The organism is Kitasatospora sp. NPDC127060, from assembly GCF_042724935.1.
Classification (GTDB): Bacteria; Actinomycetota; Actinomycetes; order Streptomycetales; family Streptomycetaceae; genus Kitasatospora.
Genome location: NZ_JBHXEG010000073.1, coordinates 1 through 23,903, shown reverse-complemented (window position 1 = coordinate 23,903; position 23,903 = coordinate 1). Strand labels below are relative to the sequence as shown.

Annotated in this window: 14 protein-coding genes; 11 read left to right on the top strand and 3 right to left on the bottom strand. The window is 74.2% G+C overall.

Going from position 1 to position 23,903, the window contains the following annotated elements; genetic code table 11:
- Genes ssuE through ACFWIS_RS31085 form a run of 4 tightly spaced genes read left to right on the top strand, consistent with a single transcriptional unit; the run spans position 1 to position 5,315 of the window.
- Entirely contained in the window at positions 1-558 is a 558-nt protein-coding gene (ssuE, locus tag ACFWIS_RS31100) for an NADPH-dependent FMN reductase (protein ID WP_380462781.1), read from the top strand.
- 26 nt (positions 559-584) lie between these two features.
- Positions 585-1,586 (top strand): phosphoribosylaminoimidazolesuccinocarboxamide synthase, encoded by a 1,002-nt coding sequence (locus ACFWIS_RS31095; protein ID WP_380462779.1) that lies wholly within the window; start codon positions 585-587, stop codon positions 1,584-1,586.
- Between the two features lie 10 nt (positions 1,587-1,596).
- On the top strand, positions 1,597-4,407 hold the full coding sequence (locus ACFWIS_RS31090; RefSeq protein ID WP_380462777.1) for an FAD-binding and (Fe-S)-binding domain-containing protein: 2,811 nt from the start codon (positions 1,597-1,599) through the stop codon (positions 4,405-4,407).
- Positions 4,404-5,315, top strand: coding sequence for a PfkB family carbohydrate kinase (locus ACFWIS_RS31085; protein ID WP_380462775.1), 912 nt, complete (start codon positions 4,404-4,406; stop codon positions 5,313-5,315). Before ACFWIS_RS31090 ends, ACFWIS_RS31085 begins: the two co-directional genes overlap by 4 nt.
- A 14-nt stretch (positions 5,316-5,329) precedes the next feature.
- On the opposite strand, the gene ACFWIS_RS31080 is transcribed toward ACFWIS_RS31085, so the two are convergent.
- Both ACFWIS_RS31080 and ACFWIS_RS31075 read right to left on the bottom strand, forming a co-directional pair.
- Positions 5,330-7,126, bottom strand: a complete 1,797-nt coding sequence (locus tag ACFWIS_RS31080) for an acyl-CoA dehydrogenase (protein WP_380462773.1) — start codon at positions 7,124-7,126, stop codon at positions 5,330-5,332.
- A gap of 153 nt (positions 7,127-7,279) precedes the next feature.
- Positions 7,280-8,626, bottom strand: a complete 1,347-nt coding sequence (locus tag ACFWIS_RS31075) for an MFS transporter (RefSeq protein WP_380462695.1) — start codon at positions 8,624-8,626, stop codon at positions 7,280-7,282.
- A gap of 903 nt (positions 8,627-9,529) precedes the next feature.
- Here ACFWIS_RS31075 and ACFWIS_RS31070 point away from each other — a divergent pair.
- The 5 genes from ACFWIS_RS31070 to ACFWIS_RS31050 all read left to right on the top strand — a co-directional run bounded on the left by ACFWIS_RS31070 (position 9,530) and on the right by ACFWIS_RS31050 (position 21,242).
- Positions 9,530-15,553 (top strand): acyltransferase domain-containing protein, encoded by a 6,024-nt coding sequence (locus ACFWIS_RS31070; RefSeq protein ID WP_380462693.1) that lies wholly within the window; start codon positions 9,530-9,532, stop codon positions 15,551-15,553.
- Positions 15,550-17,382: an amino acid adenylation domain-containing protein gene (locus ACFWIS_RS31065; protein ID WP_380462691.1), complete on the top strand. Its 1,833-nt coding sequence runs from the start codon at positions 15,550-15,552 to the stop codon at positions 17,380-17,382. Before ACFWIS_RS31070 ends, ACFWIS_RS31065 begins: the two co-directional genes overlap by 4 nt.
- 41 nt (positions 17,383-17,423) lie before the next feature.
- Complete coding sequence (locus tag ACFWIS_RS31060; RefSeq protein ID WP_380462689.1) at positions 17,424-19,205, top strand: beta-ketoacyl synthase N-terminal-like domain-containing protein; 1,782 nt, start codon at positions 17,424-17,426, stop codon at positions 19,203-19,205.
- Between the two features lie 86 nt (positions 19,206-19,291).
- Positions 19,292-20,500 (top strand): cytochrome P450, encoded by a 1,209-nt coding sequence (locus tag ACFWIS_RS31055; RefSeq protein ID WP_380462687.1) that lies wholly within the window; start codon positions 19,292-19,294, stop codon positions 20,498-20,500.
- Positions 20,501-20,546: 46 nt separating this feature from the next.
- Positions 20,547-21,242: a formyltransferase family protein gene (locus tag ACFWIS_RS31050; protein ID WP_380462685.1), complete on the top strand. Its 696-nt coding sequence runs from the start codon at positions 20,547-20,549 to the stop codon at positions 21,240-21,242.
- A 96-nt stretch (positions 21,243-21,338) separates the two neighbouring features.
- Here the strand turns inward: ACFWIS_RS31050 and ACFWIS_RS31045 are convergent, their stop codons facing one another.
- A complete protein-coding gene (locus tag ACFWIS_RS31045) occupies positions 21,339-22,784 on the bottom strand; it encodes an MDR family MFS transporter (protein ID WP_380462683.1) in 1,446 nt (481 codons plus the stop codon).
- A gap of 95 nt (positions 22,785-22,879) precedes the next feature.
- On the opposite strand from ACFWIS_RS31045, the gene ACFWIS_RS31040 reads away from it, so the two are divergent.
- Complete coding sequence (locus ACFWIS_RS31040) at positions 22,880-23,449, top strand: TetR/AcrR family transcriptional regulator (RefSeq protein ID WP_380462681.1); 570 nt, start codon at positions 22,880-22,882, stop codon at positions 23,447-23,449.
- A 161-nt stretch (positions 23,450-23,610) separates the two neighbouring features.
- Positions 23,611-23,859, top strand: a complete 249-nt coding sequence (locus tag ACFWIS_RS31035; RefSeq protein ID WP_380462679.1) for a hypothetical protein — start codon at positions 23,611-23,613, stop codon at positions 23,857-23,859.
- The last annotated feature ends 44 nt before the right edge of the window (positions 23,860-23,903 follow it).

The window sequence follows — 23,903 nt, the reverse complement described above, 5'->3', positions numbered from 1 at the left end:
ATGGCCCACGTGCTGTCCATCTCGGGAAGTCCGTCCGCGACGTCCCGCACCACCGCCCTGCTGCGCCACCTCGGCACCCGTCTCACCGCCCACGGCCACCGGGTGACACCGCTGGAGGTCCGGTCGCTGCCGGCCGAGGCGCTGCTCGGCGCCGACCCCCGGCACCCCGCCATCGCGGCGGTGGCCGGCCTCGTCGAGTCGGCCGACGGGATCGTGGTCGGCACGCCCGTCTACAAGGCCGCCTACTCCGGTCTGCTGAAGTCCCTGCTCGACCTGCTGCCGCAGTACGCCCTCGCCGGGAAGGTGGTGCTGCCGCTGGCCACCGGCGGCAGCACCGCGCACGTCCTGGCGATCGACTACGCGCTGCGCCCGGTGCTCACCTCGATGGGCCCCGCGCAGGTCACCCCCGGCTGGTTCACCCTCGACCGCGAGATCACCGTGCGGGAGGACGGCACGGTGGCGGTCGCCGAGCCGACCGCCGACGCCCTGGCCCAGGTCACCGACCAGTTCTCCGTCGCCCTCGGCGGCCGCGCCGCGCTGTCCGCGGCCTCCGCCTGAGCCCGCCCCTATCTGTTGGAGTCCCTGTGAAGCGCTGGTCCACCAAGGACTTGGAAATCCTCCGCCCGCCGGCCGACGGCCGCCCCGGTGACGGCATCCTCACCTTCACCGACCGCTACTCGGTGTACGACTTCGGCGTGATGCCGGACGAGATCCCCGGCAAGGGCATCGCCTCCGCCACCATGGCCGTGCACTCCTTCGGGCTGCTGGAGGCGGCCGGCATCGCGACCCACTTCGTGGAGCAGGTCGACGAGCGCTCGCTGCGCATCCGGCTGCTGGACATCGACCTCGCGGGCCGCAACGCCGCCACCGGCCCGGCCGGGATGATCCCGCTCCAGGTGGTCTACCGCAACGCGTTGCCGCGCGAGTCGTCCGTGCACCGCCGCACCGCCGCCGGCACCCTGGACCGGGCCCTGGTGCCCCCGTACGGCGCCGACGGCGCGCCCTGGCTGGCCGCCCCGATGGTGGAGTTCACCACCAAGTTCGAGGAGACCGACCGCTTCGTCACCGCCGAGGAGGCGGCCCTGGTCGGCCGGGTCACCCCCGGCGACCTGGCCGGGATCGCCGAGCTGACCCGCACCGTCGCCGGGGTGCTGACCACCCACGCGGACGCGGTCGGACTGCGGCTCGCGGACGGCAAGGCCGAGTACGGCTTCGACGAGCACCGCCGTCCGCTGCTGATCGACCACGTCGGCACCCCGGACGAGAACCGCTTCTACTTCCACGGGACCCCGGTCTGCAAGGAGCTGCTGCGGCTGCTCCACCCCGGACTGCGCGACCAGGTCCAGGCGGCCGTGCGCAACGGCACGCCGCGCTCCCAGTGGCCGCGTCCCGAGCGGCTGAGCGCCCGGCTGGTGACCGCCACCGCCGAGGTCTACCAGGCGCTCACCGCGCTGTGGCTCGGCGGGCGCCCGGACACCCCGAAGCCCGAGCAGCGGCTCACCGCGGCCGTCGAGGAGTTCCACGCCGCACTGCCCGTACCGCAGTTGCTGGAACGGGTCGGGCTGGTCGGGGCTTCGAACAACTAAGTTATAGAACATGGGGGTTGGGGACGTGATCGAGCCGGGCGAGGTGACCGCCGCGCTCCGCCGCGCCGGGGTCGGGGCCGACGGCTCCACCCGGCGCAGGGCGGAGTACTCCAGTGACGCCTCGCTCTACCGGATCGTCCCGGCCGCCGTCGCGTTCCCGCGCGACGCCGGGGAGGTGGTGGCGGCGCTGGAGGTCTGCCGCTCGCTCGGCGTTCCGCTGACGGCCCGGGGCGCCGGCACGTCGATCGCCGGGAACGCGGTCGGCCCCGGCGTCGTCCTGGACTTCTCCCGCCACCTGAACCGGGTGCACTCGATCGACCCGGAGGCCCGAACGGCGGTGGTGGACCCGGGAGTCGTCCTGGACGACCTGCAACGGGCCGCCGCCCCCCACGGGCTGCGCTTCGGCCCCGACCCGTCCACCCACAGCCGCTGCACCATCGGCGGGATGATCGGCAACAACGCCTGCGGCTCCCGCGCGCTCGGCTACGGGCGCACCGCCGACAACGTGGCCGAACTGGACGTGGTCACCGGCGCCGGCGAACGCCTCACCGCCCGCAAGGGCGCGGACCCGGCCGGCTCGCCGACCCTCACCGCGCTCTCCGGCGTGGTGCGGGAGCGGCTGGCCGTCATCCGCACCGAACTCGGCCGGTTCGGGCGGCAGGTGTCCGGCTACTCCCTCGAACACCTGCTGCCGGAACGGGGTTTCGACCTCCCGGCCGCCCTCACCGGCTCCGAGGGCACCCTCGGCGTCCTGCTCGGGGCCCGGGTACGGCTCACCGCCGTCCCGGCCGCCACCGCGCTGACGGTGCTGGGCTACCCCGACATGGCGGACGCCGCCGACGACGTCCCCCGGTTGCTGCCCTGCGCACCGGTCGCCGTCGAGGGCCTGGACCGGCGCATCGTCGACATCGTCCGCGGACTGCGCGGCGCCGCCGCCCTGCCCCGACTGCCGCGCGGCGGCGGCTGGTTGCTGGTCGAGGTGCCCGGCGACACGGCGGCCGAGGCCCGGGCCGGCGCGGCCCGGGTGATCGCCGCCGCCGGGGCCCTGGACTCCCGGCTGATCACCGACCCGGCGGAGGCCGCGGCGCTCTGGCGGATCCGCGAGGACGGCGCCGGCCTGGTCGCCCGCACCGGCCGCGCCCACCCCGGCTGGGAGGACGCCGCCGTCCCGCCCGACCGACTCGGCGCCTACCTCCGGGAGTTCGAGGCGCTGCTGACCGAGCACGGCCTCACCGGCATCCCGTACGGGCACTTCGGCGACGGCTGCGTCCACGTCCGGCTCGACTTCCCGCTCGAACGGCCGGGCGGCCCGGCCGTGTTCCGCTCCTTCCTGGAGCAGGCCGCGCAACTGGTCGGCCGGCACGGCGGTTCGATGTCCGGCGAGCACGGCGACGGCCGCGCCCGCGGCGAACTCCTCCCGCACATGTACTCCCCCGCCGCGCTGGAGGCCTTCGGCGCGGTCAAGGCCGTCTTCGACCCCGACGGCCTGCTCAACCCCGGCGTCCTGGTGCACCCGGCCCCGCTCGACGCCGACCTGCGGATCCCCGCCGCCGCACCGCTGCGCACCGGCCTCGCCCTCGCCCACCACCGCGACGGCGGCGACTTCACCCGGGCCGTCCACCGCTGCACCGGCGTCGGCAAGTGCCGCGCCCCCAGCCCCGCCCCGGACTCCGTGATGTGCCCCAGCTACCTGGCCACCCGGGACGAGAAGGACTCCACCCGGGGCCGCGCCCGGGTGCTCCAGGAGATGGTCAACGGCACCCTGGTGCAGGGCTGGCAGGCCCCCGAACTCGCCGAGGCCCTGGACCTCTGCCTGGCCTGCAAGGGCTGCTCCTCCGACTGCCCCAGCGGCGTCGACATGGCCGCCTACAAGGCCGAGTACCTCCACCAGCGCTACCGGGGCCGGCTGCGCCCCGCCTCCCACTACTCGCTCGGCCTGCTCCCGTACTGGGCCCGGCTCGCCGCCCTCGCCCCGGGGCTCACCAACCGCGCCCTGGCCGGGCCGCTCGGCCGGCTGGGCCGGCGGGCCGCCGGGGTGGACCCGCGCCGGGGCCTCCCGCGCTTCGCCCCCCGGACCTTCCGCCAGTGGTTCGCCGCCCGCCCCCGGCCGGCCGCCACCGGCGAGCCGGTGCTGCTCTGGGTCGACACCTTCACCAACCACTTCGCCCCGCAGGTCGGCCAGGCGGCCGTACGGGTCCTCGAAGGGGCCGGCTACCGGGTGCGGATCCCGGAGCGGCAGCTCTGCTGCGGCCTCACCACCATCAGCACCGGACAGCTGGACCTCGCCCGCCGCACCCTCGGCCGCAGCGTCGCCGCCCTCGCCCCGCACGCCGAGGCCGGCGTCCCGGTCGTCGGGCTGGAGCCGTCCTGCACCGCCGTCTTCCGCGGCGACGCCGCCGAACTCCTGGGCGCCACCCCGGCCGTGGCCGCCGTCGCCCGGGCCACCCGCACCCTGGCCGAACTGCTCACCGACACTCCCGGCTGGACGCCCCCGCCGCTCACCGGCACCCAGGTCCTCGCCCAGCCGCACTGCCACCACCGCGCCGTCCTCGGCTGGGCCGCCGACCGCGAGCTGCTCACCCGGGCCGGCGCCACCGTCCGGGCGGTGGACGGCTGTTGCGGGCTGGCCGGGAACTTCGGCGCCGAACGGGGCCACTACGAGACCAGCGTGCAGGTCGCCGAAACCTCGCTGCTGCCCGCCGTACGCGCCGCCGGAGCGGACACCGACCTGCTCGCCGACGGCTTCTCCTGCCGCACCCAGCTCGACCAGCTCGCCCACCGCGAGAGCCTCCACCTCGCCGAACTACTGGACCGCCGATGACCACCAAGCGCCCCCTGCTGATAGGCACCGTCACCCTCGACTACCTCCACGAGGGGCCGGTCGGCCGTGCCCTGCCGCCCGCGGCCCTGCGCTGGGGCGGCGTCATCCACAACGTCGCCTGTGCGATGGCCGCCCGCGGCAGCGACCCGCTGTTCCTCACCGCCGACTACACCGGTGACCTCGCCCCCGCCGTGGCCGCACACCTCGCCGCCCACGGCGTCGACCGGATCGCCCTGCCCGTCCCGACCCCGCTGCCGCTGTTCGAGGCCCAGCTGGTGGACGGCTCGGTCGTCGACAAGCACTTCGTCGGGCAAGAGGCGCTCGACCTGCTCACCCCCGAACTGCTCGGCACCCGGCCCGAGTTGTTCGACCGGGCGTCGGTCATCGTCTCCGGCACCGACGGCCACCCCGCCACCCTGGCCTGGCTGGCCGCCACCGCCCGCGAGCGCGGCGTCCCGTTCTGGCTGCTCTCCGCCGACCCGACCGAGGTCCACAAGCTGGTCCCCGACGGCGAGCAGGCCGCCTTCGTCTCGCTCAACGCCCGCGAACTCTCGCTCTGGGCCGGCACCGAGCTGCCCGGACTGCCCGAGCCGTCCGGCCTGGCCGGGCTGGCCGAGCACGGGGCGATCGCCGCCGCCCGCAAGCTCGTCACCGCCGACGGCCACGCCCTCGTCACCCTGGGCGCCCAGGGCTCCGTGCTCGTCCCCGGGGACGGCGGCGACCTGCTCCACCAGCCCGCCCCCACCATCAACGGGCAGCCGCTCACCGTCGGCGCCGGCGACATCCTGTTCGCCTGCCTGCTCGCCGCCCGGCTCGCACCCGCGCCCTGGGCCGAGGCCCTCCGGGAGGCCGCCGCCCTCACCACGGCGTACCTCACCACCTCGACGTACGCCGCGCTGCGGCCCTAGGGACGGCGGACGGCTCAGAACGCGTCGTCGGGGATCTCCACGGCGGTCCGGTCCAGGCTCTCCAGGAGCCGGAACTGCGCCTCCGTCCTGGGCAGTTCATGGCGGAAGAAGAACCGGCAGGCGTGCCGCTTGCCCTCGTAGAAGGGGCCGCTGCCACCCTCGGCGGCGAGCAACTGCTCCAACCACAGCCAGGCCACCACGGTGTGGCCGACCGCCTCCAGGTAGACGGTGGCATTGGCCAGGGCGGTCTCCGGGTCGCCCGTCGCCCACAGCCGTTCGGTGACCTCGACGACGCGCCGGACGGCCGCGTCCAGCCGCGCCGCGTACTCACCGGCCTCCCCGCCGAGGGCCTCGGCCCGGGCGACCGTCGCCGCGACCGTCCCGGCCAGCAGTCGCAGCCCCGCCCCACCGTCCATCACCACCTTGCGGCCGAGCAGGTCGAGCCCGTGGATGCCGTGGGTGCCCTCGTGGATCGGGTTGAGCCGGTTGTCCCGGTAGAACTGCTCCACGGCGTACTCGCGGGTGTAGCCGTAGCCGCCGTGCACCTGGATGGCGAGGCTGTTGGCCTCCAGGCACCACTGGGAGGGCCAGCTCTTGACCACCGGCGTGAGGACGTCCAGCAGCAGCTTGGCGCGGGCCCGGTCCTCCGGCGTCGCGCCGGTGCGCTCCTCGTCCAGCAGCCGGCCGGCGTACAGCACCAGCGCCAACGCCCCCTCGGCGTAGCACTTCTGGGCCAGCAGCATCCGGCGGACGTCGGCGTGGGCGATGATCGGCACCTGCGGCGCGTCCGGGTCCTTGGCGCCGACCGGACGGCCCTGGGGGCGGCTGCGGGCGTACTCCAGGGCGTGCAGGTAGCCGGTGTAGCCGAGGGCGGCGGCGCCCAGCCCGACGCCGATCCGGGCCTCGTTCATCATGTGGAACATCTGCGCCAGCCCGTGGTGCGGTTCGCCGACCAGGTGCCCGACGGCGCCCGGCTCGCCGCCCGGCCGGTGCACGCCCTCACCGAAGTTGAGCAGGGTGTTGGTCGTCCCCCGGAAGCCCATCTTGTGGTTCAGCCCGGCCAGCACCACGTCATTGCGCTCCCCGGGCGTACCGTCCGCGCCGACCAGCACCTTGGGCACGATGAACAGCGACAGCCCCTTCACCCCGGGCGGCCCGCCGGGGATCCTGGCCAGCACCAGGTGGACGATGTTCTCGGACAGCTCGTGGTCGCCGCCGGAGATCCACATCTTGTTGCCGAACAGCCGGTAGGTGCCGTCCGGCCGCGGCTCGGCCCGGGTACGCAGGTCGGCCAGCGAGGAGCCGGCCTGCGGCTCGGACAGGCACATGGTGCCGAAGAACCGGCCCTCCAGCATCGGCCGCACATACGTGTCGATCTGGTCCCGACTGCCGTGCGCCAGCAGCAGGTTGGCATTGCCGGCGGTGAGGAACGGGTACCCGGACGTCGCCGGGTTCGCGGCCTGGAACCAGGCGAAACAGGCGTTGGCGACGACGGAGGGCAACTGGGCGCCGCCCACCTCGTGGTCCATCGCGCTGCCCAGCAGCCCGGTCCCGGCGAAGACCGTCAGCGCCTCCTTCACCTCCGGGATGAGGTGCACCCGCTCCCCGTCGAACCGCGGCTCCTCCGCGTCGTTCCTCCGGTTGTGCGGCGCGAAGTGCCGGGTGGCGACCTGCTCGCTCAGCTCCAGCGCGGCGTCGAAGGTCTCCCGGGAGTGCTCGGCGTACCGCTGCCGCCCGGTGAGGGCGGCCACGTCCAGCCACTCGTACAGCAGGAAGTCGAGGTCACGGCGGGACAGCAGCAGGGACGTCATCGGGCGCGCCTTTCGGGTCGTGGGAGCGGACCGCGGTCGGACTCCTTCTTACCCGTCGAAGATCCGGAAGGGAACCGCCTCCGGCTCCGGGGAGCCCGACGGGCTCCCCGGAGCCGGCGGCGGGCCCGGCGCGGGTTCACGCCCGGCGCGGGTTCAGGCCCGGCGGCGGGTGGCGATGACGACGGCGCCGAGGACGCAGGCGCCGGCGGCGGTGGCGTAGGCGAGGTGGTAGCCGGTGAGCTGGTCGGTGCTGGTCGCGGCGACCAGGACCATCACCGCCGTGCCGACGCCGGCGCCGATCTGCTGGGTGACGACGTTCACCGCGCCGGCGACGGCGTGCTGTTCGGCTGGGACGCCGGTGAGGCCGGCCGAGGTCATCGACGGGAAGTTGAGGCCCTGGCCGATGCCGCTGATCACCAGGCCGGGCATCACGTGCAGGAGGTAGTTGCCCTCGTGCGGGGTGGTGAGCCAGAGTCCGGCGCCGACGCCGATCAGCACCAGGCCGACGGCCATCAGCGTGCGCGGGGTGTAGCGGGCCAGCAGGCGGCCGGTGGCGAAGTTGGCGGTGAGGAAGACGGCGGCGGACATCGGGACCAGCGCCAGGCCGGACTCCGAGGGCGAGTAGTGCAGCATGCCCTGGAGGTACAGCGGCGCGAAGAACAGCAGTCCGACCGAGCCCATGTACTGGAGGAAGGCCGCCAGGCTGGCGGAGCGCACCGAGGCGAGCCGGAAGAGGCCGAGCGGCAGCACCGGGTCGGCGGTGCGGCTCTCCCACACCACGAACAGCACCAGGCAGAGCACCGCGGCGCCGAGCACCGCCCAGGCGGTGGCGCCGTCGGTGCTGACGCCGACCACGAGCAGGGTGAGGCCGAGGGTGCCGGACACCGCGCCGGGCAGGTCGAGCCGACCGCTGTGGCCGGTGCCGTCGGGCAGTCCGATCCGGGTCACGGCGAGCACCGCGACCCCGAGCAGCACCGAGAACCCCAGCACCGAGCGCCAGCCGAGGAACTGGGTCAGCACACCGCCCAGCAGCACGCCCCCGCTGAAGCTGGCGGCGCCGACCGCCGCGTACACGCCGAGGGCCCGGTTGCGGGCCGGGCCGGCCGGGAAGGTCTCGGTGAGCAGGGCCAGCGCGGCGGGCCCCGAGAGGGCGGCGCCGATGCCCTGGACGGCACGGGCGCCCAGCAGCACCCCGATGTTCGGTGCGACCGCCCCGATCAGTGCGGAGGCGGTGAACAGGGCGATGCCGACCTCGAACACCCGCCGCCGACCGAGCACGTCGGCGAGTCGGCCGCCGACCAGCAGGAAGCCGGCGAAGGTGACGGCGTAGGCGGTCATCACCCACTGGAGGGTGCTGTCGTGCAGTTGGAAGCGCTCTCCGACGGAGGGCAGGGCGGCGTTGAGCACCCCGAGACCGCTCACGTCCAGGGCGAGTGCGCCGGCGAGCACTCCGAGGGCGAGTCCTGGTCGGCGCAGCGGCGCGACCGCGGTGTCGGTCATGCCGCTCCGCCCTCTCCGCGTCGGCCGTGCTGACCGTGCTGACCGTGCTGACCGGTACGGGCATCGCGGGGGGTGGACTCCGGGTGGTGCGGGGGGCGTTCGGCTAAGGATCGGCCGGGCCGGGCTGACGCCGTCTCAATATTCTCAACTGCCATGCTGATCAGATTGCAGTGGTCACTCAACTGCTGTCCACCCCACCCGGGCCCGAACTGCCACTCGTTCCACCTCCGTTGGGGCGCGGACGGTCTGCCGCCGGCCGACCGTCCGCTGACGGATGGCTGACATCCGACTGACGGCGGGCTCCGGATGACAGGTCGTGGGCGGCTGGTTCGCTACGGTGCGCGTGAACCTGTCAGCCGTTATCCTCCGCGACCCGCCCTCCGCCGCCCGCCCGAGCCCCGGGGGTGCTGCTGACCTGGGCGGCCGACGCCGGCGGGCGGCCGGGCGCGGCGGCTCGGGCCGAGCGGGAGGGTGGCCCGGCTTGGCCGAGGATGCCTGGTTTGGCCGGGTGATCCGAAAGATTCCGAAGGATTCTGCGCATTTTTCGCGCCCAAAGAGAATGATTCAGACACGTTCGAGGTCAGAACACGCCACTGCCTCAGCTGGCCCTCAAAGTGCGCTTGTCTCACCATTCACAGGGTGGCACTCTGATGTGTGCAGATCAGGTAAGCATCAGGCAATCCGGCCCCATTTAATCCGCATACTCGTTGCCCTCACCTCAGCGACCATGCGTTCCCGCCCGGTTCCACGGCGGATGAAGCGACCAGCGCCACGGATTCCCGCGCCCCAGCCGCCCCCGGCCCGCCCGCGCTCTCATTCGATCCTGAACGCCACAACGGCCATTGACCACGCGCACCCCCACCCCTGACCGCCCATTCCACCCGGCCCGCCGAGGGAGTCGCCATGCCCGAACAACGCGCCGCGCGAGACCTGTCCGCCGTCACGGACTTCCTGCTATCCCGCGCCGCCGAGCTGCTGGCCGTGGCCCCGACCGCCCTGGACCGCCGGGCGCCGCTGCACCGCTACGGACTGGACTCCGGACGGTCGGTGGCCCTGGCCGCCGCACTGTCCGAGTTCCTCGGCCGGCAGGTGCCCGCCACCTGGCTCTGGCAGTACCCGACCGTGGACGAGCTGGCCCGCGCCCTGGTCGCGGGCCCGCGCGCGGCCGAAGCCGCCCCCGGCGACGAGCGCCGCCGGCCCGCCCAGGAGCCGGTGGCGATCGTGGGCATCGGCTGCCGGTTCCCCGGCGGGCCGGACCCGTCCGCGTTCTGGCGGCTGCTGGTCGAGGGCGGCGACGCGGTCGGCCCGGTGCCCGCCGCCCGCCGCGAGCTGATGAACGACGCGGTGCGCTGGGGCGGGTTCATCGACGGCATCGACCGCTTCGACCCGCTGTTCTTCGGCATATCGCCCCGCGAGGCCGTCCAGATGGACCCGCAGCAGCGGCTGGTCCTGGAACTGTGCTGGGAGGCCCTGGAGGACGCGGGCATCGCCCCCCACACCCTGCTCGGCAGCGACACCGGCGTGTTCATGGCCTCCTGCTGGGGCGACTACGCGGCGCTGGCACACTACCGCGGCCCGGACGCCCAGATCACCCCGCACACCGCGACCGGCATGCACGACGGGATCATCGCCAACCGGGTCTCCTACGTCCTCGGCCTCCAGGGCCCCAGCATGGCCATCGACGCGGCCTGCGCCGGCTCGCTGGTCTCGGTGCACGTGGGCTGCCAGTCCATCCAGCTCGGCGAGAGCGACCTCGTGCTGGCCGGCGGGGTGAACCTGAGCTTCGTCTCCGACTACTACACCGCCATGGACGCGATGGGCGCGCTCGCCCCGGACGGCCGCTGCAAGTCCTTCGACGCCCGCGCGAACGGCTACGTCCGGGGCGAGGGCGCCGGGGTGGTGGTGCTCGCCCCGCTGAGCGTCGCCCTCGAACGCGACCTGCCGGTGTACTGCCTGATCAAGGGCAGCTCCTCCAACAACGACGGCCTGAGCAACGGCATGACGGCGCCCAACCCGCTGGCGCAGGAGAAGATGCTGCGCACCGCGTACCGGCGGGCCGGCATCGCCCCGCACCTGGTGGACTACATCGAGTGCCACGGCTCCGCGACGCCGCTCGGCGACCCGATCGAGGCCAACGCCATCGGCGCCGTCCTCGGCGGCGACCGCACCGAACCGCTGCGGCTGGGCTCGGTCAAGTCCAACGTCGGGCACCTGGAGGCGGCGGCCGGCATCGTCGGGCTGGTCAAGCTGGCGATGTCGATGCGCAACGGCGTGCTGCCGCCCAGCCTGCACTTCAGCGCGCCCAACCCGCAGATCATGTTCGACGAGTACAACCTGACCGTCCAGGACCGACTGACGCCCTGGCCGCGGCGCTCGGACGCCCGCCGGGGCGGCGTCAGCTCCTTCGGCTTCGGCGGCGCGATCTGCCACGTCGCCGTGGAGGAACTGCCGCGCCCGGAGAGCTCCCTGCTGCTGCTGGCCGCCGACTCCCCGGAGCAGCTGGCCGAACGGGCCCACGCGCTGCGCGACGCCACCGACCTGCGCGCGCTCTGCCGCCGCACCCCCGGCGAGGGTCCGTTCCGGCTCGCGGCAGCCGCCCACGACCTGGCCGAACTCCGCTCCCAGCTGGACGCCTTCGGCAGCGGTGCGAAGGCCGACGGACTGAGCGTCGGGGAGGCCGTCGGGCGCCGGCCGCGGGTGGCGTTCCTGTTCTCCGGCAACGGCTCGCAGTGGGTCGGCATGGGCCGCCAACTGCTGGCCGGACTCCCGGTGTTCCGCCGCTCGATGATGCGCTCCGACCGGCGGATGCGGGAGCTGCTGGGCTTCTCGGTGGTCGACCAGCTGCTGTCGCCCGACGGCCGGCTGGACGACATGGACGTCTTCCAGCCGCTGCTGTTCTCGCTCCAGGTCGCGCTGGCCGAGGCCTGGCGCGCGCTGGGAGTGGAGCCGGACGTCGTGGTCGGGCAGAGCGTCGGCGAGTTCGCCGCCGCCCACGTCGCCGGGGCGCTGGACTTCGCGGACGCCTCCCGGCTGGCCGCCCACCACGGCCGGCTGCTCCAGCAGTTGGCGGTCGGGCGGGGCGAGGGCATCGTGGTGATGACCGCCGCCGAGGAGGTCGAGCCGTACCTGACCGGCGGGCTCACACTGTCCGGCCGCAACGGGCTGCGCTCCACCCTGGTCACCGGCACCCCGCCGGAGATCGACGGCCTGGTCCGGCGGCTGACCGACCTGGGCGTCACCAACCACCGGGTGCGGATGGGCCACGCCCCGCACTCCCCGCTGGTCGACCACGTCCTCGCCCCGCTGAAGGCCGAACTCGACGGCATCCGGCCCCGGACGGCCCGCATCCCGATGATCTCCACGGTCACCGGCGAGGCCGTCGACGGCGCCGAACTCGGCCCGGACTACTGGGCGGACAACCTTCGCCGGGAGATCCGGGTGGTCGACGCCCTGACCGGGCTGCGCGACCACGACGTGGACGCGGTGGTCGAGCTCAGCCCGCACCCGCTGCTGCTCAAGTCGGTCTCGGAGATCCTCCCCGCGACCACCCTGCCCTCCATGCGCCGCGGCGCCGACGAGGCCGCCACCCTGCTCGGCTCGCTCGGCGCCCTGTACACCGCCGGACTTCCCGTCCCCGCCCACCCGTTCCTGGCCGGCGACCGGGGCCGGCACACCCCGCCGGTCCCCGGCGACCGCGCCCCCGACGAGCAGCTGCACCTGGTGCCGGTCACCGCCCGTACGGCCGACGCGCTGGCCGACACCTGCCGCGAGCTGTCCAACCACGTGGAGCGCGACCCGGGCCTGCGGGTCTCCGACCTCGCCTACACCCTGGCCGCCAGGCGCACCCACCACGGCCACCGGGTCGCACTGTTCGCCCGCAACCGGCAGGACGTCCTGGACGGCCTGGCCCGGGTCGCGGCCGGCCGCCCGCACCCCGACGTGGTCACCGGCAGCGTCTCCGGCAACGCCGACCGCCGGGTGGCGCTGGTGTTCTCCGGCGGCGGCACCCAGTGGGTCGGCATGGGCCGCGAACTGCTGCGCTCCCACGCCGGGTTCCGGAGCCGGATGCGGGCCTGCGACGCCGCCGTGCGCGCGGCCGGCGGCTGCTCGGTGCTGGAGCAGCTGGCCGCGCCGGCCGAGGAGGCCCGGTACGAGGAGATGGACTTCCAGCAGCCGGTGCTGTTCGCCCTCCAGGTCTCGCTGGCGCAGGTCTGGCTCGACCTGGGCATCGAGCCGACCGCCGTGGTCGGGCACAGCCTGGGCGAGGTCGCGGCCGCCTGCGTGGCCGGCGCGCTGTCGCTGGAGGACGCCGCCCGCGTCGTGGTCACCCGCTCGCACCTGCTCGAACGCAAGGCCGCCGCGGGCGCGATGATCTCGGTCGACCTGCCGGAGGCGGAGCTGCTGCCCCGGCTCACCCGGTACGCCGCGCACGCGGCCGTCGCCGTGGTCAACAGCCCCACCAGCGCGGCCGTCTCGGGCTCGCCGGAGGCCGTCGACGCCCTGGCGGCCGAGCTGGAGCGGGACGGCGTCTCGGTCCGCCGGATCCGGGTGGAGCGCCCGGTGCACAGCCCCGGGATGGACCCGCTGCTCCCGCCGCTGCGGGAGGGCATCGAGGGCATCACCGCGCTGCCGCCGGTCATCGACTTCCACTCCACGGCGCTGGCCGACACCGTCAACCCGGCCACCGACGTGGAGTACTGGGTGCACAACCTGCGCAACCAGGTCCGGTTCGCCGAGACCGTCGGGGCGCTGGTGGACCGGGGTGTCGACACCTTCATCGAGATCGGCCCGCACGAGACGCTGCGCGGCGCGGTGGAGGAGATCGCCCTGGCCCGGGGCGCCCGGGTACACGCCGTGAACTCGCTGCGGCGCGAGGAGAGCGACCTGCGCTGCCTGCTGGGTGCCGCCGCCTCGCTGTACGTCCGGGGCCTGCCGCTGACCTTCGACCCGCTGTTCGGCGACGACGTCGAGCTGGTGGAGACCCCGCTGGTGCAGTGGCAGAAGGAGCGCCACTGGATCGACACCGAGCCGACGGCGCCGCGGGCGCCGGCCCCGGCCGCCGAGCCGCCCGCCGCGACGACGACGGTGGCGACGGTGGCGCCCGAGGCCCGGCCGGTCGAACGGGAGGCGAGCCGGCCGGTGGCCGAGATCGTCCTCGCCGAACTCGCCGATGCCCTGGGCGTTCCGGTGAGCGGCTTCGACACCGAGGCCTGCCTGCGGGACTTCGGCCTCGACTCGATGCTGGGGATCCGGTTGGTCAACCGGATGCAGTCGCTGTTCGGGCACCGGGTGTCGCCGGTGGTGTTCCTGGACGGCCGGTCGATCTCCGACGTGGTCGGCCACTTCGTCGAGCTCACCTCCGGCGCGCCCGCCACCGCCCCCGCCCCCGCCCCGGCCCCGTCCCCGGCCGCCACTCCCGCTCCCCCGCCGCGGGCCGAACCGGACCACGCCTTCCTCACCGAGCTGTCCGAGCTGGACGCCGAGGAACTGCTCGACGAACTGGACGCCCGCGGCCTGCTGGAAGCCGACGACTCCCCCGCCCTGGAGCAGCTGCGCGCCGACGGCCTCGGCCTGGAGCTGGCACCGGCCTCGCACGGCCAGGCCTCGCTGTGGTTCATGCAGATGGTCTCGCCGGACGCCGTGCCCTACAACTTCATGGTCACCGCCCGGATCCGCACGGCCGTCGACGACGAGGCCCTGGAGCGCGCCGTCCGGGCCGTGCTGACCCGCCACCCGGCGCTGCGCACCCTGTTCGTGGAGGCCGGCGGCCGGCCGTACCAGGTCGTGCTGGACGAGCCGGTGTACGAGTACCTGGTGGTGGACGGCTCCGGACTGGACGACGAGCAGGCCCGCGAGGAGCTGGCCCGGCACGGGCACCGGCCGCTGGACCTGGACAACGGGCCGCTGGTGCGGGTCGTCCTGCTGAACCGCGGGCCGGCCGACCACTACCTGCTGGTGCTGGTCCACCACATCGCCTCGGACGCGGCCTCGGCCGATGTGATGATCCGCGAACTCCAGGAGTACTACCAGGGCGCCGGCCCGGCCGCCGACGCGCCCGCCGCCCCCTACACCGAGTTCGTCGCCTGGGAGCGGCAGTGGCTGGCCGGGCCGGCCGCCGAAGCGGCGCTGGACTGGTGGTCGGAGAAGCTGGCCGACCCGCCCGCCCACCTCGACCTGTCCGCCAAGGAGCGGCCGCCGGGCGTCACCTACGAGGGCCGCGACCTCGCGTTCCGCTGGAGCGCCGAGGAGACCCGCCTGCTGCGGGAGTTCGCGGTGCGCGAGGGCGTGTCGATCAGCACCGTCGTCCTGGCCGGGTTCTTCGCCACCCTCAACCGCGCGGTCGGCACCGAGGACGCCGTCCTGGCCACCGCGATCGCCCAACGCTCCGAACCCGGCTGGGAGTCGGCGATCGGCTACTACCTCAACACCGTGCTGGTCCGGGCCAACCCGGCCGCCGACCGCAGCTTCCGCGAGCTGCTGCGCGAGGTCCACGCCTTCTCGCTCGGCCTGCTGGAGCACATGAACTACCCCCTGGACCTGCTGGCCTCCCAGCTGAAGCCGCCGCGGGCCGAGGGCCGCTCCCCGTGGTTCGACGTGGTGGTGAACTGGCTGTCCTCGGAGGCCTTCCCCCGCTCCGTCAAGCTCTTCCACGGCGTCGGCGAGACCCTCACCCCGGACGGCCCGCTGCCCCTCGAACCGCTCCAGGTGCGCCGGCACCTCGCCAAGTTCGACCTGGAGATCTCGATGGCCGACATCGACGGCGAGGTGGCCGGCCACGTCCAGTTCAAACCGAGCTACCTGGAAAGGCAGACCGTGACCGCACTGCTCGCGCTGTACCGCAGCGTGCTCTTCGACTCGATCACCCGACCCGACCTGGCCCTGGGCGCCGTCGCGCCGGCCGGCCTGCCCGAGGAGACCGACCGGTGACCGACACCCTGCACTCCGCCTTCGTCGAACTGGCCGCCAAGAGCCCCGACGCGACCGCCGTGTACGCCGAGACCGGCGTCCTCAGCTACGGCGAACTCGACCAGCGCTCAAGTGAGTTGGCCGAACGGCTGACCGCCGCCGGTGCCGGTCCGGGCGTCCCGGTCGGCATCTGCGTCGAGCGCACCCCGGACCTGCTGGTCGGCATCCTGGCCGCCCTGCGCAGCGGCTCCTGCTACCTGCCGCTGGACCCGAACTACCCCGCCGACCGGCTGACCTTCATGGTCCAGGACAGCGGCACCCGGCTGCTGCTCACCACGCCCGTCTCCCGGGCCAGTTGCCCGCCCGGCCCGACCGTCCTGGTACTCGACGGCGGCGGGAGCGGCGGGACCGTCGAACCCGGCGCGAAGCCCGTTCCGGTCGTGCCCGAGGACACCGCGTACGTCATCTACACCTCGGGCTCCACCGGCCGCCCCAAGGGCGTGGCGGTGCGGCACGGCGGCGCCGTGGCGATGCTCGCCGCGATGGACCGCGTCCTGGAGGGCTGCGACCTGAGCGGGGTCGCGGCGGCCAGCTCGGTCTGCTTCGACATGTCGGTGATGGAGATCTTCAACGCGCTCTGCCGGGGCGGTGCCGTGGTGCTGGTGGAGAGCGCCGTACACCTGCCGGAGAGCCGGTACGCCGACCGGATCACCCACCTCAACGTCGTCCCCTCGGTGATGAACGGCCTGCTCGACGCCGGGGCCCTGCCGCCCGGGCTCCGTTCGGTGGTCTTCGGCGGCGAGGCGCTGCGCCGCAAGCTGGTCGACCGCACCTACCGGGAGACCGGCGCCACCCGGGTGTTCAACGCCTACGGCCCCACCGAGGGCACCGTGTTCTGCTCCTTCGGGCCTGTCCCCGAGGACTCCACCGAGGAGCCGACACTCGGCCCGCCCACCGAGGGCGCCCGGCTGCACGTGCTGGACGAGCAGCTGCGGCCGCTCCCGGCCGGCACGCCCGGCGAGCTGTACCTCGGCGGCGCCGGCCTGGCCCACGGCTACGTCAACCGGCCGCGCACCACCGCCGAGCGCTTCGTCCCGGACCCGTTCACGCCCGGCGAGCGGCTGTACCGCACCGGCGACCTGGTCGAGTTCACCGACGACGGCGAACTGCGCTTCCACGGCCGCAGCGACCACCAGGTCAAGCTGCGCGGCTACCGGATCGAGCTGGAGGAGGTCGAGGCCCGGCTGACCGGCTGCCCCGAGGTCCGGGAGGCCGCCGCCGTCGTCCGGGGCAGCCGGCTGGTCGGCTACCTGGTGCCGGCCGGCGACGGCCCCGCCCCCGACGGCCCCCGGCTGGACGCCGCCCTGCAGAGCGCCGTCACCGCCCGGCTCGCCGTCGAACTGCCCGACTACATGGTCCCCGCGACCCTGGTGGTCCTGCCCGCCCTGCCGCTCGGCCCGGGCGGCAAGCTCGACCGCAACGCGCTCCCCGAGCCGCCGGCCGCCGACACCGGCGGGCCGCTGAGCGCCCCGAGCACGCCCACCGAGATCGCGCTCGCCGAGATCTGGGGCCAGCTGCTCGACCTCGATCCGGCCGGCATCGACGTCCAGTCCGCCTTCTACGACCTCGGCGGCGACTCGCTGCTGCTGATCCGGCTGGCCCGGCTGATGACCCGGCGCTTCGACCGGCGGGTCCGGGTGCCCGACCTCTTCAGCTTCCGTGACATCGCCTCGCTGGCCCGGTGGCTCGACGACGACAGCGGCGCCACCCCCGAGGTGGTCCAGTCCGCCCGCCGGCGCGCCGGCGCCCGCCGCGCCGCGCTGCGCGGCCGCTCCGCCGACGACCGCTGAGCCGCCCCCACCCCCGACGAAGAACGAGGCAGGAGCCCCTCATGACCGACCGCCCCGAGCAGGACTACGACCCGGGCGACGTGGCCGTCATCGGCATGTCGCTGCGGGCCCCCGGCGCCCGTACCAAGGAGCAGTTCTGGGACAACCTCGTCCACGGCCGGGAGTCCGTCAGCTTCCTGGCCAAGGACGACATCCACGTCGACGAGACCCTGATCCACAGCCCGTTCTACGTCCGGGCCTGCGGCGTGCTGGACACCTACGACAAGTTCGACCCCTCGGTGTTCGGCATCAGCGACCGGATGGCCGCCGCGATGACCCCGGAGAACCGGCTGTTCCTGGAGAGCGCCTGGGAGTCGCTGGAGGACGGCGGCTACGACCCGGACCGCCTCCAGGCCGAGATCGGCATGTACGGCGCCAACAACCCGCAGACCGCCGCGCTCTACGGCTCCCCGCCGGACCGGGTGTCGGTCGGCCCCGAGGCGATCGAGGCCAGCCTGGCGTGGTCCCCGGACACCATGACCTCCAACGCCCTGTACTACATGGGGCTCACCGGCGAGGCCGTCACGGTGGCCGCGGTCTGCGCGGGCTTCCACTACTCGGTGCACCTGGCCTGCCAGTCGCTGCTGCTCGGCCAGACCGACCTGGCCATCGCCGGTGGTGCGATGGTGCGCCTGCCGCACCCGCGCGGCCACCTGTGGGAGGAGAACCGGATCCTGTCGAAGGACGGCCACTGCCGCCCGTTCGACGCCAACGGCACCGGCACCGCGCTGTCCAGCGGCGTCGTCACCGTGCTGCTGAAGCCGCTCAGCCACGCCGTCGCCGACCGCGACCACATCTACGCCGTGGTCAAGGGCTCGGCCGTCAACAACAACGGCGTCAGCGCGATGGCCTACGGCCTGGCCCAGCCCGAGCGGCTGAGCGCCTGCATCGCCGCCGCCATGGAGGTCGGCGGGGTCACCCCCGACACGGTGGGCATGTACGAGGCCAACGGCCTGGGCCTGCCGGTGACCGACGAACTGGAGGTGCACGCCGCGACCATGGCCTTCGGCAAGCAGACCGCCACCACCTCGATCGGCGGCGTCAAGGGCAACGTGGGCCACGGCGGCGTGGTCTCCGGCGGCTTCGGGGCGATCAAGGCGGCGCTGGCGCTGTACCACAAGCAGCTCCCGGCGACGATCAACCTCACCGAGGTCAACCCCGACCTCGATCTCCCCGGCACCCCCTTCGTGCCGCAGCTCGAAGGCGCGGACTGGGAGCCGGAGTCCGGCATCCGCCGCGCGGGCATCACCTCGATCGGCGGCGGCGGCTACAACGCCCACCTGCTGCTGGAGGAGCCGCCCGCCCCCGCCGGGCGGGCCCCCGAGGAGGCGGGCCGGCCCCGGCTGGCCACTCTGTCCGCGCTGGACGACGAGGCGCTGGCCCGTCAGCGCGTCCGGCTCCGCGAGCGCCTGGAGGCCGACCCCGGCCTGCGGCTGGACGACGTCTGCTACAGCCTCAACCTCGGCCGCAAGGTGATGCCCCGGCGCTGGGCGGCCGTGGTCCGCAGCCGCGCCGAGCTGATCGCCGCGCTGTCCGAGGAGGCGGGCGGCCCGGCCGCCACGACCACCACCGCCACGACCGTCGACCCCGGCGCCTTCACCCGCACCGACCAGGGGCTGGTGCCGGCCGGCCGGGACGCCCGGGCGCTGACCGACCTGGCCGCCGCCTGGGTGACCGGCCAGCAGGTGGACTTCGCCGCCCTGCACCGCGGCGAGACCAGCCACCGGGTGCCGCTGCCCACCTACCCGTTCCGGCCGCGCCGGTTCTGGCGCACGGACTGGTGACCATGAACGCACCGGCCCCGACACCGGCCCCGACACCCGCTCCGGCACCGACACCGACACCGACACCGACACCGACACCGGCCACCGTGGACCTGGGCGACCCGGCCACCTTCACCGGCCGTGACCTCGACGACTTCTGGCGCACCCTGCGGGACACCGCGCCGCTGCACTGGAACCCCCCGGTGGACGGCCGCCGCGGCTTCTGGGTGCTCACCCGGCACGAGGACATCATGGCCACCTACCGGGACGACGCGAACTTCACCTCCGAGCGCGGCAACGTGCTGGTCACCCTGCTGGAGGGCGGCGACGCCGGGGCCGGCCGGATGCTCGCCGTCACCGACGGCCACCGCCACCACGAACTCCGCAAGATCCTCCAACGGGTGCTCTCCCCAAGGGTGTTGGACGAGGTCGCGAAGACCGTCCGGGCCAACACCCGGCGGTGGATCCGCGAGGCCGTGGAGTCCGGCGGCTGCGACTTCGCCGAACGGATCGCCGCCCGGATCCCGATGACCACCATCTCCAACCTGCTCGGCGTCCCCGAACAGGACCAGGACTACCTGCTCGGCCTCACCAAGGCGGCGCTCTCCGCGGACCACGAGTCCATCGACGAGGTCGACTCCGAGATGGCCCGCAACGAGATCCTGATGTACTTCATGGACCTCGTCGAGGAGCGCCGCGAGGCCCCCGGCGAGGACGTCATCAGCATGCTGATCGCCAGCTCCGTCGACGGCGTGCCGCTGACCGACGAGGACGTGGTGCTCAACTGCTACAGCCTGATCATCGGCGGCGACGAGACCAGCCGGCTCACGATGATCGACTGCGTCCACACCCTCGCCGCCCGCCCCGAGCAGTGGCAGCGGCTCAAGCGGCGCGAGGTCGCGGTGGAGACCGCCGTGGACGAGGTGCTGCGCTGGGCATCGCCCACCATGCACTTCGGGCGCAGCGTCCGCCGGGAGACCGAACTGCACGGCGTGCGGCTGCGGCCGGGCGAGATCGTCACGCTCTGGCACGCCTCCGGCAACCGCGACGAGCGGGTCTTCGCCCGGCCCGGGGAGTTCGACCTCGGCCGCACTCCCAACAAGCACCTGGCCTTCGGCTACGGCCCGCACTTCTGCGTCGGCTCCTACCTGGCCAAGGTGGAGATTGCCGAACTGCTCACCGCCCTGCGGGACTTCACCACCGGCTTCGAACAGACCGAACCGGCCCGGCGGATCCGCTCCAACTTCCTGACCGGGTTCTCCACCATGCCGGTGCGGTTCGAGCCCGACCGCGCCGGGCTGGAAGGAGCCGGGTGACGACCTGACACCGACCGAGACCCGACCAGCCAGCGCAGGAGTACGGATGAACATCTACCTATCGGGACAAGGGGCGTTCGCGGTGCAGGTCGCGGAAGCCCTGCTGGACAGCGGACACAAGATCGTCGGCGCGGCCGCCCCCCGGCTTCGCAAGGGGCAGTCCGACGAGGCCAACGCGATGTGCTGGGACCGGCTGCGCTCCTGGGCGTACCCCCGGGACATCCCCTGGACCGACTCGGCCGAACTGCGCGCCCGGCACGTGCCCGACGGGGTGGACATCATCCTCGCCGCGCACTCCCACGCCTTCCTCGGCCGGGAGACCCGCGCCCGGGCCGCCGTCGCCACCATCGGCTACCACCCCAGCCTGCTGCCGCTGCACCGCGGCCGGGACGCCATCCGGTGGACGGTGCGCGACGGCGACAAGGTGACCGGCGGCAGCGTGTACCACCTCACCGAACGCACCGACGCCGGCCCGATCGCCGCGCAGCAGCACCTGTTCGTCCCGCCGGGCTCCACCGCCCAGAGCCTGTGGCGCGACCACCTGGCGCCGCTCGGGGTGCGACTGCTCCTCAAGGTGGTCACCGACCTCGCCGCGGACCGGCGGATCGAAGTCCCCCAGGACGAGTCGCTGGCGACCTGGGAGCCCGCGATGGGCGCGCCCCCGCTGTTCAAGCCCGAACTCATCGCCCTGCCCGGCACGGCCCGGGTCGACGGCAGCAAGTGGGCCCTCCACGAGCACTGAGCGCCGCCGCCCCGCGTCCTCCCGGTGGATCCCCCGGGAGGACGCGGGGCCCCGGCGTGCCCGGGCGCCGTCGCCGGGCGCCGTCACGGGGCACCGTCACCTGGCGGCCGACGGGCGACCGGGCAGCAGCAGGCAGAACGGGACGGCGACCGCGGTGAGCGCCACCGACCACCCGAAGGCCTGGTCGAAGCCCGCCGTCAGAGCGGCCGGGGTGCGGGCGTCGCCGGTGCCGTGCTGGAGGAGGACGGCGAGCACCGCGATGCCCACCGAGCCGCCGATCTGCTGGGCGACCCGGGTGATGATGCTGGCGTCCGGGATCTGTGCCCGCTCCAACCCGACGTAGGCCGCGCCGGCCGGCGCGATCATGGCCGCGCCCAGCGCGAGCCCGCGCACGAACAGCGCCGCCAGCAGCGGCACCGCACCGGTGTCGGCAGTGACGAAGGCGAACGGCACGGTGGACGCGGCGACCAGCGCGAAGGCCCCGAGGGCGACCCAGCGCGGCCCGATCCGGTCGGTGTACCGGCCCGCCAGCCCGCGGGCGAACAGCGCCCCGACGCCCTGCGGGACGAGCAGCAGCCCGGCGCCGAGCGCGTCCGCCCCGCGCACCAGCTGGAAGTACAGCGGCAGCAGCATCATCGGCCCGTAGAGGGCGACGCCGCCCAGGAACAGCAGGGTGGCCGAGGAGGCCACCGCGCGGTGCCGGAACAGCCGGACGTCGATCAGGGCGCCCTCCCGGCGGCTCAGCGCCCGGACGGTGAAGCCGGCCAGCAGGGCGAGCCCGCCGAGCAGCGGGGCGAGCACCCCGGCGCCGCCGAAGCCGGTGCGGCCGTCGATCCGGGAGAGGCCGTAGATGAGCAGGGCACAGCCCGGGGGGAGCAGCAGCAGCCCGACGGCGTCCAGCGGGGCGCGGGGCTCACCGGGCGCGGGCCGGTCCTCGGGCAGGCTCCGCCCGGCGAGCCAGAGGCCGGCCAGGCAGAACGGGATGTTGACCAGGAACAGCCAGCGCCAGTCGGCCAGGTGGAGGATGGCACCGCCGAGGACCGGCCCGAGGATCGGGCCGAGCGCGGTGGGCACGGTGATGACCGCCATCACCTTGCCGATCGCCCGCCCCCCGGCGGCCTGCATCAGCAGGGTGGCCAGCAGCGGCATCAGGATGCCGCCGGCCAGGCCCTGGAGGACCCGGAAGACGATCAGGCTGGTGGCGTCCCAGGCCAGTCCGCTGAGCACCGAGCCGAGCAGGAACCCGGCCAGGCCCGCCAGCCACAACCGCCGGCCGCCGAACCGGCCCTGCGCCCAGCCGGCGATCGGAACGGCGACGAAGACCGCCAGCAGGAAGCCGGTTCCCACCCACTGGACGGTGGCCAGTGGGGCGTCCAGCCGGGTGGCCAGGTCGTCGAGCGCGACGCTGACGATCGTGGTGTCGAAGACGACGGCGAGGGCGCCGACGACCAGGGTGACGGCCAGCCGCCGGACGGCGGGGTCCAGCCGGTCCGGGGCGGAGGGGGCCTCGGGGGCGGGGCCGGTCCGCTGGGAGGTGCTCATGGGCAATGACCTTTAGATAGAGACGTCTTTCTTACGGCGGTCACAGTAGGGCGCTAGGATAAGAAAGGCAACTCTTTCTAACGGGAGGTCCCCAGATGACCGAGCGGCGCCGCGGGGCGGCACTGGAGAAGGCACTCCTCGACGCGGCCTGGGAGGAACTCGCCGAACACGGCTACACCCGGTTCACCGTGGACGCCGTCGTCAAACGCGCCGGCACCAGCCCGCCCGTCCTCTACCGCCGCTGGTCCAACCGCGACGAACTGGTCCGCGCCGCCCTCGTCCACGCCCTCCGCCAGGCCCGCCTCGACACCCCCGACACCGGCAGCCTGCGCGGGGACGTGCTCACCCTGATGCGGGAGATCAACTCCACCCGGGCGCAGTTCATCACCATGATGAACCTGCACCTCGCCGACCACCACCAGCAGACCGGCACCGCCCCCGGCGAGCTGCGCGACCCCCTCGTCACCGGCCGCGCGGAAGCCCTCGACACCCTCTACGCCCGCGCCGCCGCCCGCGGCGAGGTCGACCCGGACCGCCTCACCGCCCGCCTCAAGTCCCTCCCCTTCGACCTGCTGCGCCACGAGATCCTCGCCACCTACGCCCCGGTGCCCGACGCCGTCCTGGAGGAGATCGTGGACACCCTCTTCCTCCCGCTGCTGAGCTGAGGTCCTCCCGCCGCCGCGCCGAGGTCCTCCCGCCGCTGAGCCGAGGCGCCAGGGCGGCCCGGGCACCCCGGTCGTCGGCCCGTTCCAGCTGATTCGGCACCGGACTTTCCGGGCACCCGCTTGGTCGTCCATCCGCAGCCGCCTCGGAAGGGGAGCGAACCATGACCACGCGTGACCACCACGAGACCCAGCCGGACGAACCGGCGCAGGAGCGGTCCGCCGAGGAGCGCTCGATCACATCGCCCACCCCGGCCGACGTCCGGGAGAAGGCGGAGGGGCCGGTCGGGGACCGGGAGCGGTCCGCCGAGGAGCGCTCGATCACCGCCCCCACCCCGGCGGACGTCCGGCGCCGGGCCGAGACCCACGACGACGAGCCGGAGCCGCCCGGAGCGGACGCGGTGGCGCCCTGACGGCAGTCCGGCGCACTCGGGTCGGGCCGGCCAGGAGGATCTCC

Coding starts and splice junctions, on each gene's coding strand:
- ssuE (WP_380462781.1), top strand. CDS start 1: ATGGCCCACGTGCTGTCCATCTCGGGAAGTCCGTCCGCGACGTCCCGC.
- ACFWIS_RS31050 (WP_380462685.1), top strand. CDS start 20,547: ATGAACATCTACCTATCGGGACAAGGGGCGTTCGCGGTGCAGGTCGCG.
- ACFWIS_RS31040 (WP_380462681.1), top strand. CDS start 22,880: ATGACCGAGCGGCGCCGCGGGGCGGCACTGGAGAAGGCACTCCTCGAC.
- ACFWIS_RS31090 (WP_380462777.1), top strand. CDS start 1,597: ATGGGGGTTGGGGACGTGATCGAGCCGGGCGAGGTGACCGCCGCGCTC.
- ACFWIS_RS31060 (WP_380462689.1), top strand. CDS start 17,424: ATGACCGACCGCCCCGAGCAGGACTACGACCCGGGCGACGTGGCCGTC.
- ACFWIS_RS31080 (WP_380462773.1), bottom strand. CDS start 7,126: ATGACGTCCCTGCTGCTGTCCCGCCGTGACCTCGACTTCCTGCTGTAC.
- ACFWIS_RS31085 (WP_380462775.1), top strand. CDS start 4,404: ATGACCACCAAGCGCCCCCTGCTGATAGGCACCGTCACCCTCGACTAC.
- ACFWIS_RS31075 (WP_380462695.1), bottom strand. CDS start 8,626: ATGACCGACACCGCGGTCGCGCCGCTGCGCCGACCAGGACTCGCCCTC.
- ACFWIS_RS31045 (WP_380462683.1), bottom strand. CDS start 22,784: ATGAGCACCTCCCAGCGGACCGGCCCCGCCCCCGAGGCCCCCTCCGCC.
- ACFWIS_RS31070 (WP_380462693.1), top strand. CDS start 9,530: ATGCCCGAACAACGCGCCGCGCGAGACCTGTCCGCCGTCACGGACTTC.
- ACFWIS_RS31035 (WP_380462679.1), top strand. CDS start 23,611: ATGACCACGCGTGACCACCACGAGACCCAGCCGGACGAACCGGCGCAG.